Origin of the sequence: Heyndrickxia vini (assembly GCF_016772275.1) — a bacterium.
GTDB classification, from domain to species: domain Bacteria; phylum Bacillota; class Bacilli; order Bacillales; family Bacillaceae_C; genus Heyndrickxia; species Heyndrickxia vini.
Map to the genome: position 1 here is coordinate 3192820 of NZ_CP065425.1, position 15340 is coordinate 3208159.

The following is a 15340-nucleotide window of genomic DNA, read 5'->3' on the forward strand; positions in this document are numbered from 1 at the left end:
ATTTCAGTAAGCTTATTCAAGATGTTGCTCAATCGGTACAACTCGCAGATTATTCGATGAAGTAACGCTCGTTGCTCCACCCCGCGATAATAATATGGTGGAGGATGACGGGATCGAACCGCCGACCCCCTGCTTGTAAGGCAGGTGCTCTCCCAGCTGAGCTAATCCTCCATTATGTAATTTACAATTTATTAAATGGTGACCCGTACGGGATTCGAACCCGTGTTACCGCCGTGAAAGGGCGGTGTCTTAACCGCTTGACCAACGGGCCACAGTTTAAATGGCGGAGAGCAAGGGATTTGAACCCTTGAGACAGCGTTAACCGTCTACACGATTTCCAATCGTGCTCCTTCGGCCACTCGGACAGCTCTCCTAATGGCTCCGCAGGTAGGATTCGAACCTACGACCGATCGGTTAACAGCCGATAGCTCTACCACTGAGCTACTGCGGAATATTACAAGCTTGGCGACGTCCTACTCTTGCAGGGGGAGAGCCCCCAACTACCATCGGCGCTGAGAAGCTTAACTTCCGTGTTCGGGATGGGAACGGGTGTGACCTTCTCGCTTTAGCCACCAAACCTTATGGACATATATTATTATATATGTTTTTTAAAATTTTTCAAGGATTAATTTAAAATTATTCCTTCAAAACTAGATAGATGAGAAACACTTCATAATAACTTCAAATCAAATTAGGATAAGTCTTCGACCGATTAGTATTCGTCAGCTCCATGTGTCGCCACACTTCCACCTCGAACCTATCAACCTGATCATCTTTCAGGGGTCTTATTTAGATAAACTAAGGGAAATCTCATCTTGAGGGGGGCTTCATGCTTAGATGCTTTCAGCACTTATCCCTTCCGCACATAGCTACCCAGCGATGCCTTTGGCAAGACAACTGGTACACCAGCGGTGCGTCCATCCCGGTCCTCTCGTACTAAGGACAGCTCCTCTCAAATTTCCTACGCCCACGACGGATAGGGACCGAACTGTCTCACGACGTTCTGAACCCAGCTCGCGTACCGCTTTAATGGGCGAACAGCCCAACCCTTGGGACCGACTACAGCCCCAGGATGCGATGAGCCGACATCGAGGTGCCAAACCTCCCCGTCGATGTGGACTCTTGGGGGAGATAAGCCTGTTATCCCCGGGGTAGCTTTTATCCGTTGAGCGATGGCCCTTCCATGCGGAACCACCGGATCACTAAGCCCGACTTTCGTCCCTGCTCGACTTGTAGGTCTCGCAGTCAAGCTCCCTTGTGCCTTTACACTCTGCGAATGATTTCCAACCATTCTGAGGGAACCTTTGGGCGCCTCCGTTACCTTTTAGGAGGCGACCGCCCCAGTCAAACTGCCCGCCTGACACTGTCTCCCACCCCGATCAGGGGTGCGGGTTAGAATTTCAATACAGCCAGGGTAGTATCCCACCGACGCCTCCACCGAAGCTGGCGCTCCGGCTTCAAAGGCTCCTACCTATCCTGTACAAGCTGTACCAAAATTCAATATCAGGCTGCAGTAAAGCTCCACGGGGTCTTTCCGTCCTGTCGCGGGTAACCTGCATCTTCACAGGTACTATAATTTCACCGAGTCTCTCGTTGAGACAGTGCCCAGATCGTTGCGCCTTTCGTGCGGGTCAGAACTTACCTGACAAGGAATTTCGCTACCTTAGGACCGTTATAGTTACGGTACCGCCGTTTACTGGGGCTTCAATTCAAAGCTTCGCTTGCGCTAACCTCTCCTCTTAACCTTCCAGCACCGGGCAGGCGTCAGCCCCTATACTTCGCCTTGCGGCTTCGCAGAGACCTGTGTTTTTGCTAAACAGTCGCCTGGTATATTCACTGCGGCTCTCTCGGGCTTGCACCTAACAGAGCACCCCTTCTCCCGAAGTTACGGGGTCATTTTGCCGAGTTCCTTAACGAGAGTTCTCTCGCTCACCTTAGGATTCTCTCCTCGCCTACCTGTGTCGGTTTGCGGTACGGGCACCTTTCACCTCACTAGAGGATTTTCTAGGCAGTGTGGAATCAGGAACTTCGGTACTATATTTCCCTCGCCATCACAGCTCAAGGTACATGGTGACGGGATTTGCCTCGTCACCCCTCTAACTGCTTGGACGCGCTATTCCAGCAGCGCGCTTACCCTATCCTCCTGCGTCCCCCCATCGTTCAAACGGTGAAGAGGTGGTACAGGAATATCAACCTGTTGTCCATCGCCTACGCCTTTCGGCCTCGGCTTAGGTCCCGACTAACCCTGAGCGGACGAGCCTTCCTCAGGAAACCTTAGGCATTCGGTGGAAGGGATTCTCACCCTTCTTTCGCTACTCATACCGGCATTCTCACTTCTAAGCGCTCCACCAGTCCTTACGGTCTAGCTTCTCAGCCCTTAGAACGCTCTCCTACCACGGACACCAGACGGTGTCCATCCACAGCTTCGGTGATACGTTTAGCCCCGGTACATTTTCGGCGCAGAGTCACTCGACCAGTGAGCTATTACGCACTCTTTAAATGGTGGCTGCTTCTAAGCCAACATCCTGGTTGTCTAAGCAACTCCACATCCTTTTCCACTTAACGTATACTTTGGGACCTTAGCTGGTGGTCTGGGCTGTTTCCCTTTTGACTACGGATCTTATCACTCGCAGTCTGACTCCTAAGGATAAGTCATTGGCATTCGGAGTTTGTCTGAATTCGGTAACCCGATGAGGGCCCCTAGTCCAAACAGTGCTCTACCTCCAAGACTCTTACCTTAAGGCTAGCCCTAAAGCTATTTCGGAGAGAACCAGCTATCTCCAAGTTCGATTGGAATTTCTCCGCTACCCACACCTCATCCCCGCACTTTTCAACGTGCGTGGGTTCGGGCCTCCAGTAAGTGTTACCTTACCTTCACCCTGGACATGGGTAGATCACCTGGTTTCGGGTCTACGACCTCAAACTCATTCGCCCTATTAAGACTCGCTTTCGCTGCGGCTCCGCCTCTTCAGCTTAACCTCGCTTGAAATCGTAACTCGCCGGTTCATTCTACAAAAGGCACGCTATCACCCGGCGTCTTTCCGAAGGAAATACGCACAGGGCTCTAACTACTTGTAGGCACACGGTTTCAGGTTCTCTTTCACTCCCCTCCCGGGGTGCTTTTCACCTTTCCCTCACGGTACTGGTTCACTATCGGTCACTAGGGAGTATTTAGCCTTGGGAGATGGTCCTCCCTGCTTCCGACGGGATTTCACGTGTCCCGCCGTACTCAGGATCCACTCTGGAGGGAACGAAGTTTCAACTACAGGGTTGTTACCTTCTTTGACGGGCCTTTCCAGACCTCTTCATTTACTCCGTTCCTTTGTAACTCCGTATAGAGTGTCCTACAACCCCAAGAGGCAAGCCTCTTGGTTTGGGCTTCTTCCGTTTCGCTCGCCGCTACTCAGGAAATCGCGTTTGCTTTCTCTTCCTCCGGATACTTAGATGTTTCAGTTCCCCGGGTCTGCCTTCCATACTCTATGTATTCAAGTAAGGATACTACCCCATTACGGGCAGTGGGTTCCCCCATTCGGAAATCTCCGGATCAAAGCTTGCTTACAGCTCCCCGAAGCATATCGGTGTTAGTCCCGTCCTTCATCGGCTCCTAGTGCCAAGGCATTCACCGTGCGCCCTTATTAACTTAACCTAAAAAGGTTGTTTATTACTTACTTAATGGATTCATCCATAAAGTGGCGATTCTCGGTTATTACTTGGTTATTTCTCATATTATCTAGTTTTCAAAGAACAATTTGGCGAATAATAAACTTCTAATTCACCTCTATTAGTTTGAAAGGAATTAACCTCTCAAAACTGAACAAAACGAAAGCGTCTTTTTTGTAACCACGTCAGTGGTCTTCCATATTCCTTAGAAAGGAGGTGATCCAGCCGCACCTTCCGATACGGCTACCTTGTTACGACTTCACCCCAATCATCTGTCCCACCTTCGGCGGCTGGCTCCAAAGGTTACCTCACCGACTTCGGGTGTTACAAACTCTCGTGGTGTGACGGGCGGTGTGTACAAAGTACCGGGAACGTATTCACCGCGGCATGCTGATCCGCGATTACTAGCGATTCCGGCTTCATGTAGGCGAGTTGCAGCCTACAATCCGAACTGAGAATGGTTTTATGGGATTGGCGTAACCTCGCGGTCTAGCAACCCTTTGTACCATCCATTGTAGCACGTGTGTAGCCCAGGTCATAAGGGGCATGATGATTTGACGTCATCCCCACCTTCCTCCGGTTTGTCACCGGCAGTCACCTTAGAGTGCCCAACTAAATGCTGGCAACTAAGGTCAAGGGTTGCGCTCGTTGCGGGACTTAACCCAACATCTCACGACACGAGCTGACGACAACCATGCACCACCTGTCACTCTTGTCCCCGAAGGGAAATCCCTATCTCTAGGGAGGGCAAGAGGATGTCAAGACCTGGTAAGGTTCTTCGCGTTGCTTCGAATTAAACCACATGCTCCACCGCTTGTGTGTGCCCCGTCAATTCCTTTGAGTTTCAGCCTTACTGCGTACTCCCCAGGCGGAGTGCTTAATGCGTTAGCTGCAGCACTAAAGGGCGGAAACCCTCTAACACTTAGCACTCATCGTTTACGGCGTGGACTACCAGGGTATCTAATCCTGTTCGCTCCCCACGCTTTCGCGCCTCAGCGTCAGTTACAGACCAAAGAGCCGCCTTCGCCACTGGTGTTCCTCCACATCTCTACGCATTTCACCGCTACACGTGGAATTCCGCTCTTCTCTTCTGCACTCAAGTCTCCCAGTTTCAATGACCCTCCACGGTTGAGCCGTGGGCTTTCACATCAGACTTAAGAAACCGCCTGCGCGCGCGCGCGCTTTACGCCCAATAATTCCGGACAACGCTTGCCACCTACGTATTACCGCGGCTGCTGGCACGTAGTTAGCCGTGGGCTTTCTGGTTAGGTACCGTCAAGGTACCGCCCTATTCGAACGATACTTGTTCTTCCCTAACAACAGAGTTTTACGATCCGAAAACCTTCATCACTCACGCGGCGTTGCTCCGTCAGACTTTCGTCCATTGCGGAAGATTCCCTACTGCTGCCTCCCGTAGGAGTCTGGGCCGTGTCTCAGTCCCAGTGTGGCCGATCACCCTCTCAAGTCGGCTACGCATCGTCGCCTTGGTGAGCCGTTACCTCACCAACTAGCTAATGCGCCGCGGGTCCATCTGTAAGTGATAGCTAGTGCCACCTTTCAATTCTCCTTCATGCGAAGGAAAAAATTATCCGGTATTAGCCCCGGTTTCCCGGAGTTATCCCAGTCTTACAGGCAGGTTACCCACGTGTTACTCACCCGTCCGCCGCTAACTCTCAGGGAGCAAGCTCCCATCAAGTTCGCTCGACTTGCATGTATTAGGCACGCCGCCAGCGTTCGTCCTGAGCCAGGATCAAACTCTCCAAAAAAGATGTTTGAAATAGCTCTAAAAAGTTAATTTATTGACGTTTCGTTTTGTTCAGTTTTCAAAGATCAATTGTCAACTATCTTGCGACAGCGACTTTATTATCATATCAAGTTGTTTACTTTTTGTCAATAACTTTTTTATTTTTTTATCACTGCTGAATTCGTTAGTTCAGCAGCGACGTTTATTAATATACCAAGTTACTATCAATTCGTCAATACTTAAATTAATATTTTACGATAATTTTTTTACTCGGTAATGACGGTGATAAATATCTTGCCCTTTTGTCTCGACTATTACTTCTTCAATGAATGATTTTTCTATTAAAAATTCAATTAATATCCCTAAATCAACACTGTAATGACTTAACGTTTGGTTTGATAACAATTCGTTTATCGTCCATTCATCTTTCTCTTCCATAATCTCTAATAAATGTGATGCAGAAAAACGGGTTCTAGAATGGATTAAAAACTCACTTGCTAAGAAAAGGAGTTCTAATCTTTTTTCAATTGTTTCGTCACTTGTTATTAATTCTTCATAGAGTTTGAAAATTTCTGGTTCAATTTGTTTCACTTGATTCCATACTGTAATTTCGGGATGAAACCCATTTTCGATGACGGCAAGTCGTGCAAGATGATGCAGAGCATGTACAACATGATTATATGCATCAAGATATTGTTTATTATCGAAAAAGACTTTTCCGTCCACATATCGGCGAATAAGTTTAGCAAATTCAAGTCCAATTTTAAATTTTCGCTCATAGAAAGGAAAATCTCTTAATTCATTTTTTAAATTTGCCATATACTCATTGCGGTCAAACAGTACTTTTCCCTGAGTGATCCATTCTACAATTTTTCGATTAGAGCCGAGTAATAACCATTCTTTTAATTGATTTTCTCTAACTATATGTAGAGCTGCTTTTTTATTTTCATAGGTGTAGTGCTTTATATAAACCGGGACTTCTAATTCCTTTACAATCATTAATAGGACTGTATCGAACGTATCTGTTACAGTTCCTTCATTAAGTTTTTTTTCAATGCTTAGTACGGCTAACGTATTTGCTTGGCTCGCCCTTTCTTGATAGATGGGGCGAAGGATGTCCTCCATATTCAATTCCTCCAAAATATCTAGTAAGGATATTACTTCGACAATGATAATAAATTTCCTGCTATTTGAAAAGTTGTTTTTGCTTAAACACAAAAATCGTTGTTTTGTCACATCCGCTAATTACTGCTTATGTCCCATCGTTACACATTTATGGTATATTACATTTAGGAGGGACGAACATGGCTAAATATTCGAATAAAATTAATAAAATACGCACATTTGCGTTAAGTTTGATATTTATAGGATTTATCATTATGTATTTCGGAATCTTCTTCCGGACTCATCCAATTGTCATGACTATCTTTATGGTATTAGGATTGTTAAGCATCATTGCCAGTACGGTTGTTTATTTCTGGATTGGGATGCTTTCAACAAAAGCGGTTCAAGTTGTTTGTCCAAATTGCAAAAAGCCGACGAAGCTTCTCGGCCGGGTTGATATGTGTATGCATTGCCGTGAACCATTAACATTAGATCCGAATTTAGAAGGCAAGGATTTTGATGAAAACTATAACCGTAAAAAACAGCAATAAAAAAAGAATGGCTCGATTAGTTAAAATGTACCCTTTGTAAAGGACATTTTTAAAAAAGGTTAGGCAGTTCTAAGAAGATGATCTCTGTATTGAACAGGGGTCATCTTTTTTAGATTCCATTGATATCTGTAATGATTATAATAGGCCATGTACTGCTTAATTTCTCTTTTCAATTCATCTAGTGTTGTACATGCTTTAATAGAGGCTTCATCTTTAAGATGGCCAAAGAATGACTCCTGAGGAGCGTTATCCCAACAGTTTCCTCTTCTTGACATAGATTGTCGCAATCCTAGTTTCTTAACTGATTTTTGAAAATTTGGATGTGTATAATGTACTCCTGATCTGAGTGGATTAAGGCATCTTTTTTGCTTTCTTAAAATGTTTATTTTTTGTAGTCTTTTAAGGGTGTCTGTAGCTAAATTAATAGTCATCCGATCGGATACATGATAGGCTAATATCTCTCCTGTGGATCCATCTTTTATCGCAGATAAGTAAGCTTTCTGACCTTTACTGAAAAATAAATAAGTGATATCTGTTAGAAGAACTTTGTATGGGATATCCTGTTTAAATTCACGATTTAAAAGGTTGGGTACTACTCTATGTTCCTGTGTAGCCTTCATAATTCGTCTATATGGATTTGCTTTTCTAATAGGGCAAATAATATTGTATTTCTTCATTATTCGTCTAATACGCTTTAAATTGTAGACAACATTAAATTGACCCTCCAATGTCATCTTGATTTGACGAGCCCCTTTTTTGCGTTTTTTAAAATTAAAAGCCTTTAAAACAATTTCCTTGACCTTTTGATCTTTCACTTCTCTTTGATTTCTTTTTTTTTTTTTTTTTTCCACTGAAGTATAGTAAAGTATTTATAATATCCGCTTCTAGATACGCCAGCTAAATCGCATAAATAACTAGTCATTCTGTAAAGTTTGTATTTCTCTATAACAGAACGAATGAGTAAATACTTCTGGTATGGCTGTAAAGCTATTTGTTTTTCTTTAACCCCCTTTCTGCAAATCTGATCTTTTTTAGCAATTCATTTTCTGCCTTTAATAAGTTGTTTTGAGCCTCTAAACGAGCATATTTCTCCTCAAGTGTAAGTTCTCTTTCCGAAGGTCTACCCGAGTTTGTTTTCCTAGTATCAGTTAAACCACTTACTCCATTCTCTCGATAAGCTATACGCCATCTATCCGCTGCTGACTGCATTCTTTTCTTACCAATAACATTAATATCAAATCCACATTCCTCAAATATTTCCCTTGGCAACTTGCCTTTACTATTCTCAGTAACTAATAGTTCCTTAAATTCATCTGTATAAGTAATTCCCTTTGAACTAACAGATTTTACATAAGGATTTCCTGATAGTAGTTTTATCTCTCTTTCTGTAAAAAACTTTTTACTCATAATTTTCCCCAGTCTATTTTTTTCTTAATTATACAAAAAGAACCCTATAGAAAGACACTTTTTTTAAGTGTCCACTCTATAGGGTACATTTTAAGTATCGCGCCATTCTTTTTTTTAATGTACTTCTTTATTACAATCCGGGCATGTACCGTAGATTTCCATGCGATGATGGCTCACTTTAAATCCTGTAACATGTGATGCTAGTTGTTCAACCTCATCTAACCCAGGATAATGGAAGTCGACAATTTTACCGCAGTTTTCACAAATAACATGGTAATGACTTGTTGTGACAAAGTCAAAACGACTTGAAGCATCTCCGTAAGTTAGTTCCTTCACGAGACCAACTTCACGAAATACACGTAAATTATTATATACGGTGGCCACACTCATATTAGGGAATTTCCCTTCAAGTGCTTTATAAATTTCATCGGCTGTTGGGTGTGACATTGATTGAATTAAATACTCCAGTATCGCATGACGTTGTGGTGTGATACGAACTCCGGTTTCTTTCAAAGTTTCAATTGCTTCTTTGATTTGATGTTCAGACACCGTCATGCACCTCTTTTCTAAATAGAATTTATTATTATTTTAAAATCGTTATAATTAGTTTACTAATGAACAGGCGTATTTGTCAATAATATCAACTGTTAAGAACCTTGATGCAACGTCTTTTCTTGTTCTCCCAATCCACTATTAATATACCTTGCAGCGACAAATAAGAAATCGGAAAGACGATTCAAATAAGCAAGAACTAATGGATTCACATTCTCTATAGCAACAGCACAGCGTTCAGCTCTTCTGATGACCGTGCGGGCACAATGTAACGAAGCACCTGCAGGGTGTCCTCCCGGGAGGATAAAGTTTTTGAGAGGTTCTAATGAAGCATCCCATTTATCAATAGTATGTTCTAAATCCTGTATATCTTCATCTTTTAGTTTCCACTTTACTTCTTTTCCTTCAGGTGTAGCCAATTCCGCTCCAACATGAAAAAGGGTTGTTTGAATTTTATGGAATGCTTCATTTACCTCTTCCTTGTTTGCAAAAGAAGACGTTTGCAAATGGCTCATCGCAAGCCCGATCATTGAATTGGCTTCATCACAGGTTCCATACGCCTCAACACGTAAATCATTTTTAGGAATTCGTTGACCGTAGACGAGGGATGTAGTTCCTTTATCGCCGGATTTAGTGTAGATTCTCATCTTAATATCCCCTTTCAGAATCAATTACATTAATAAATTGACCCTTATTATATATATATGTATGTAAATTCTTTTGGAATATATCTAATGCTCTAGGTAAATAATTTTTTGTTGTGCTCGAAATGTGTGGGGTAATCGTAACATTGTCCATTCCCCATAGTGGATGTTTTTTAGGTAATGGTTCTATTTGAAATACATCTAAATAAGCATGGGCAATCTCTTTTTTATTCAACGCCTCAATCAGGATTTCCTCTTTTACGACATCCCCTCTGCCAAGATTAATAAATACCGCTGTATTTTTCATTTTTTCAAAGTGATTCATTTGGTAAAAATGAATCGTTTGCTCCGTACTAGGTAAAATCGATACAACATAATCGGCCTTTTCGAGCGCATCGGGAATATTTTCCAATGAATACATTTCATCAAAATTTTCTTTTATCCTTCCACTGCTATTAATTCCGAAAACATTCATTCGAAATGCTTTAGCAAGACGAGCGATTTCTTGACCAATTGCCCCGGCACCTACAATTGCAATGGATTGATTATTTAACTCGGCTTGAGGAATAGTTTTATCCCAAATTTGCTGCTGTTGGTTTTTCCATTGCCATTGAAAATTTCTTGCGTAGTCGAGGAGTAATCCGATTGTAAATTCCGCCATTGGCGTTTTGTGGATACCTCTAGCATTCGTTACTAATACGTTTTTTTCTTTTATCGCTTTTAATGGCATTCTTTCTATCCCTGCAGAAGTCACCATGATCCACTTTAATTCAGCCGCTCTTTCAATATGCTTAGCAGTCAAATCTTCTCCATATGTCACAATCACTTCAGAGCTTTCCATTTCCTGTTCAGCGAGATTCACATTTTGGAAAAAGTGAAATTCGACGGTTGGAAAAGAAGAACGTAACTCATTTGCCATTTCGGTTGGTGGTTCAAAGGTAAATACAATTTTCATAACATCCATCCTCCCCTTTTACTTCCATCTTATCATAAATAATTCTCCTTAAACGCAATAAAAAATGGACCGATATCAATCGGTCCGAAGTTTTTTTCTGAGGAGGTATGCCCTACTATACAGTATGTATTTTCAACTGTTTGGAATGGACAGAAGCCACTATTATGTAAAAATAGGCAATGAATACTAAAGATTTTCCTTAATATACGAAAGCGCCTCTTCTACGTGTCCATCAACTTTCACTTTTCGCCATTCTTTCACGAGCTTTCCATCTTTATTGATAATAAATGTAGAACGTTCAATTCCCATATATTCTTTTCCAAAGTTTTTCTTTAGCTTCCATACGTCATATTCCTCAGCAACTTTGTGATCACTGTCAACTAGTAATTGGAATGGAAGACTGTATTTGTCGATGAACTTTTGATGTTTTTCAATAGGATCCGGACTCACACCAAAGATAACCGCGTCGAGCTCCTCGAAGCTTTTATGTTGATCACGAAAGTCGCATGCTTCCGTTGTACATCCAGGTGTCATATCTTTTGGATAGAAATATAATACGACATGTTTTTTTCCTATATAATCAGTTAATTTTACAATTTCTCCGTTGTTATTTTCTAATGCAAATGCTGGTGCTGTTTCGCCAACTTGTATTGTCATTAATTTTCCTCCTTTAACTGCGTTTATTACGAGCCTACATGAAAGCGGTGTGTCATCGCAAATCATTTACTTTTTTATTTCGTTATTTTGTTCGTAATCGATGACCGATTTAACGACAAAGGCAGCTGGAATTGTATATCCGATTAATGCCTCTAAAACAACCAATATTCTCCCAATTCCAATCGGTACAATATCCCCATACCCAACTGAAAATAACGTTATAGCACTTAAATACATCGAGGAGTTTAATTTTTCGATATAGTTCCCTGAAAAATGCGAACCTTGTTCGGCAATTACATTAAATCCTTTTATTTCCAACAACATAAATAATAGTCCAAAACCGATCATAATGACACTATATGTTGAACCTAAGAAAAGGAAATTATCAAAAGAAACGAGTTTGTGCTTGAGTTTAGAGGGGAAAAATAATGTCCTTAAACTCATGAATATACAAATGATTACCGCAATCATAAGAAGATAGATCATCTTTTCTCCCCCATTTTTCCAAATAGCTTGTCATTCTATTGTACTCACTGCGACTCGAATGTATGAGAAGAACATTTCGCTTATTGGACACATATACGTTTAGGTACTACAATATGAAAGAGGTTTAAACTAGGAGGAAAGCTAATGAATTTTTCTAATTCCAATCATTTACATACTGAGGCATTAGAGCATATTGTTGGAGGCGTAAATAGTCCTTCTCGCTCGTATAAAGCCGTTGGCGGAGGAGCACCTGTTGCTATGAAACGAGCAAAAGGTGCTTATTTCTGGGATGTTGATGATAATCGTTATATCGATTATCTTGCAGCATACGGTCCAATTATTACAGGACATGCTCACCCGCATATTACAGAAGCAATTAAAACAGCTGCTGAAAATGGAGTATTATATGGCACACCAACTCCGTTTGAAGTAGACTTTGCAAAAATGCTCAAAGGAGCCATGCCATCTCTTGATAAAGTTCGTTTTGTGAACTCAGGAACAGAAGCGGTGATGACAACGATTCGTGTCGCACGTGCGTATACTGGTCGTGATAAAATCATTAAATTTGAAGGCTGCTATCATGGGCATTCAGATCTAGTACTAGTTGCGGCAGGCTCTGGACCGTCACAACTAGGAATGCCTGACTCTGCCGGCGTTCCAAAAAGTATTGCAAAAGAAGTGATCACCGTTCCATTTAATGATATTGAACCATTTAAAGTTGCAATGGAAAAATGGGGAAACGAGATTGCTGCTGTTTTAGTCGAACCGATCGTTGGTAATTTCGGTATCGTTGAACCTCATCCAGGATTTTTAGAACAGGTCAACGAAGTTACTCATCAGGCTGGGGCTCTTGTAATTTATGATGAAGTCATCACTGCCTTCCGTTTTATGTATGGCGGCGCGCAAAATTTATTAGGCGTGACTCCTGATTTAACGGCAATGGGAAAAATTATCGGTGGCGGTCTGCCAATCGGCGCCTATGGCGGTAAAAAAGAAATCATGGAAAAAGTCGCTCCATTAGGACCTGCCTATCAAGCAGGAACAATGGCTGGAAACCCAGCATCCATTCTCTCAGGGATTGCTTGTTTAGAAGTATTAAAAGAAGACGGAGTGTATGATCGTCTGGATCAGCTAGGTGCTCTATTAGAAAAAGGAATTTTAGATGCGGCCGAAAAATACAATACACCGATTACTATCAACCGTCTAAAAGGTGCACTTACCGTATACTTCACGAAAGAAAAAGTAGTAAATTACAAACAAGCCGAAGCAACAGACGGAGAAATGTTCGCGAAATTCTTCAAGCTAATGCTCGAACAAGGAATTAACCTAGCACCATCAAAATATGAAGCATGGTTTATAACAACTGCCCACACGGAAGAGGATATTAAAGAAACCATCCAAGCAGTAGAAAATGCTTTTTCAAAACTATAAGAAAAACAACAAGCGCATCACTCAGCCCCGACATGTATTCTATGTCGGGATTTTACTTTTAGTCCATTTTTCCAAGTGAGCTTTACGTGCACTTTTGTCGTGGTTCTAGCTTAGGGTATTTCTTTTGCTGTTTTATCCTATGATGTACCTCCATCCATGTTCATAAAGTACTTCTTTTGGTTTTTTGACTTATGATGTGCCTCCAAACAGGTTTATGGGGCACTTCTTTTCCTTTTTTTAAGCCACAATATACCTCATTCGGGTTCATGAAGTACTTCTTTTGGTTTTTTAACTTATGATGTACCTCCAAACAGGTTTATGAGGCACTTCTTTTCCTTTTTTAACCTACCATATACCTCCATACGGGTTCATGAAGTACTTCTTTTGTTTTTTTTACTTATGATGTACCTCCAAACAGGTTTTTGAGGCACTTCTTTTCCTTTTTTTATGCCACAATATACCTCATTCGGGTTCATGAAGTACTTCTTTTGGTTTTTTGACTTATGATGTACCTCCAAATAGGTTTATGAGCTACTTCTTTTCCTTTTTTAACCTACCATCTACCTCCATACGGGTTTATGAAGTACTTCTTTTGGTTTTTTAACTAATGATGTACCTCCAATCAGGTTTATGAGGCACTTCTTTTCCTTTTTTAACCTACCATATACCTCCATACGGGTTTATGAAGTACTTCTTTTGGTTTTTTAACTTATGATGTTCCTCTATACAGGTTCATGAGCTACTTCTTTTCCTTTTTTAACCTACCATATACCTCCATACAGATTCATGAGGTACTTCTTTTGCTATTTTTGACTCATGATGTACCTCCATACGGGTCTATTTTGATTTTATTGATGATTAAAAACAAATAATTCTTTATCTATACAAAATATTGTCGAATAAAGCCATAATTTTTTTCTTGATATTCTAACGTTGACACTGTATATTACTAATTTGATGCTTATGTGGTATATATAAAGAAAGAAAAATATAAGGCGTTTTTTACGAGAAAGGAATCAAAAGACTCATGAAGCTTGGTGCCCGCATTTTTAAAACGGGAATTGCAATTGTTTTAGCATTATATATCGCAAAGTTAATTGGGATGCCCTCGCCAGTATTTGCTGGAATTGCTGCCATTTTTGCGATAAAACCTACGATTTACCGTTCCTATTTATCCATCCTTGAACAAGTTCAAGGGAATATTATAGGAGCAATCGTCGCTGTTGCTTTCGGATTAGTTTTTGAAAATAATTATATTATTGTTGGATTAGCTGCACTTATCACCATAATTATTATGCTTAAATTGAAGCTCGAAAACAGTATTAGTTTAGGATTAGTGACAATGATTGTTATTCTTGAATCGCCCGGAGAGCACTTCCTGCAATTCGCCTGGATCCGGTTCTCTACGATTCTAATCGGTATTTTATCAGCATTCGTTGTTAATTTAATTTTCTTACCGCCAAAATATGAGACGAAGCTTTATCATCGTATGTCACATTTAACTGAAGATATTTTTAAATTGATTCGATTGATCTCAATGCATGCTTCAGAACATCATTTAATGAAAAAAGAAATTGAAAAAATACGAGAACGTTTAGTCAAGGTTAATTTATTTTATACTTTATTTAACGAGGAACGAAGCTATTTTAAAAAGAGCACGATTGAAAAGAAACGGAAAACAGTCATTTATCGACAAATGGTTTCTGCTCTGCAGGATAGTTTTGATATTTTAAAATTACTTCATCGTTATGAACATGAGTTAAAGCTCCTACCCGAAACCATACAGTTGCAAATACAAGAACGACTCGATTTTTTAATGAATGAACATCAAAAATTGCTTTTTCAATTTTTAGGGAAAGTGAGTCATAACGATTTAGAAGATAAAAAATTCGAGGCGCAACAAGAGGAATTATTGGAACTCTTTTTAGACGAATTGAAGGATAAAGCATTTCGAAGCGATCAGCAGTCCTATCATTTAATGAGATTCTTATCGGCAATGGTTGATTATCACAAGCAATTAATGCATTTAAGTATCTTAATCGAGAGCTTCCGAAATTTCCATAAGGATGCAAATGAAGTGTCGATTGAAGAAGAAAATGAAGAATGAAAATAGAAGCCCAAGATCCTTGTTGAATTAAGATCTTGGGCT

The 15340-nt window shown here is 41.0% G+C and carries 9 protein-coding genes, 4 tRNA genes, 3 rRNA genes and 1 pseudogene; 3 read left to right on the forward strand and 14 right to left on the reverse strand.

Features of this window, described 5'->3' with window-relative positions; translation table 11 throughout:
- Window positions 1-95: 95 nt before the first annotated feature.
- The 8 genes from I5776_RS16030 to I5776_RS16065 form a co-directional block, all read right to left on the reverse strand.
- Window positions 96-171, reverse strand: a tRNA-Val gene (locus I5776_RS16030).
- Between the two features lie 25 nt (window positions 172-196).
- Window positions 197-271 (reverse strand) — tRNA-Glu (locus I5776_RS16035).
- A 10-nt stretch (window positions 272-281) separates the two neighbouring features.
- Window positions 282-373, reverse strand: a tRNA-Ser gene (locus I5776_RS16040).
- Between the two features lie 3 nt (window positions 374-376).
- A tRNA-Asn gene (locus tag I5776_RS16045) sits at window positions 377-451 on the reverse strand.
- 9 nt (window positions 452-460) lie between these two features.
- A 5S ribosomal RNA gene (gene rrf, locus I5776_RS16050) occupies window positions 461-577 on the reverse strand.
- Between the two features lie 115 nt (window positions 578-692).
- Window positions 693-3646 (reverse strand): 23S ribosomal RNA (locus I5776_RS16055).
- Between the two features lie 223 nt (window positions 3647-3869).
- A 16S ribosomal RNA gene (locus I5776_RS16060) occupies window positions 3870-5426 on the reverse strand.
- Together the 16S, 23S and 5S rRNA genes with 4 tRNA genes alongside form the textbook arrangement of a ribosomal RNA operon.
- A gap of 230 nt (window positions 5427-5656) precedes the next feature.
- The gene (locus tag I5776_RS16065) at window positions 5657-6529 is read right to left on the reverse strand and encodes a nucleotidyltransferase-like protein (RefSeq protein WP_202777358.1); all 873 of its coding nucleotides are present in this window, start codon (window positions 6527-6529) and stop codon (window positions 5657-5659) included.
- 179 nt (window positions 6530-6708) lie between these two features.
- On the opposite strand from I5776_RS16065, the gene I5776_RS16070 reads away from it, so the two are divergent.
- Complete coding sequence (locus tag I5776_RS16070) at window positions 6709-7059, forward strand: YgzB family protein (protein WP_202777359.1); 351 nt, start codon at window positions 6709-6711, stop codon at window positions 7057-7059.
- A 59-nt stretch (window positions 7060-7118) separates the two neighbouring features.
- On the opposite strand, the pseudogene I5776_RS16075 reads toward I5776_RS16070, so the two are convergent.
- From I5776_RS16075 to I5776_RS16100, 6 genes and pseudogenes are all read right to left on the reverse strand, one after another.
- Window positions 7119-8466 (reverse strand): annotated as a pseudogene (locus I5776_RS16075) (IS3 family transposase).
- 114 nt (window positions 8467-8580) lie between these two features.
- Window positions 8581-9021, reverse strand: coding sequence for a peroxide-responsive transcriptional repressor PerR (gene perR / locus I5776_RS16080; protein ID WP_066226474.1), 441 nt, complete (start codon window positions 9019-9021; stop codon window positions 8581-8583).
- Between the two features lie 92 nt (window positions 9022-9113).
- On the reverse strand, window positions 9114-9665 hold the full coding sequence (locus tag I5776_RS16085; RefSeq protein WP_202777360.1) for a cob(I)yrinic acid a,c-diamide adenosyltransferase: 552 nt from the start codon (window positions 9663-9665) through the stop codon (window positions 9114-9116).
- 1 nt (window position 9666) lies between these two features.
- On the reverse strand, window positions 9667-10617 hold the full coding sequence (locus I5776_RS16090) for a D-2-hydroxyacid dehydrogenase (RefSeq protein WP_202777361.1): 951 nt from the start codon (window positions 10615-10617) through the stop codon (window positions 9667-9669).
- Between the two features lie 186 nt (window positions 10618-10803).
- The gene (bcp, locus tag I5776_RS16095; RefSeq protein ID WP_202777362.1) at window positions 10804-11274 is read right to left on the reverse strand and encodes a thioredoxin-dependent thiol peroxidase; all 471 of its coding nucleotides are present in this window, start codon (window positions 11272-11274) and stop codon (window positions 10804-10806) included.
- Window positions 11275-11340: 66 nt separating this feature from the next.
- Window positions 11341-11760: a potassium channel family protein gene (locus I5776_RS16100; protein ID WP_202777363.1), complete on the reverse strand. Its 420-nt coding sequence runs from the start codon at window positions 11758-11760 to the stop codon at window positions 11341-11343.
- 144 nt (window positions 11761-11904) lie between these two features.
- Between I5776_RS16100 and I5776_RS16105 the strand changes: the two genes are divergently transcribed.
- The gene (locus I5776_RS16105; protein WP_202777364.1) at window positions 11905-13191 is read left to right on the forward strand and encodes a glutamate-1-semialdehyde 2,1-aminomutase; all 1287 of its coding nucleotides are present in this window, start codon (window positions 11905-11907) and stop codon (window positions 13189-13191) included.
- Window positions 13192-14218: 1027 nt separating this feature from the next.
- Window positions 14219-15298, forward strand: a complete 1080-nt coding sequence (locus I5776_RS16110; protein ID WP_202777365.1) for an FUSC family protein — start codon at window positions 14219-14221, stop codon at window positions 15296-15298.
- Window positions 15299-15340: the final 42 nt, after the last annotated feature.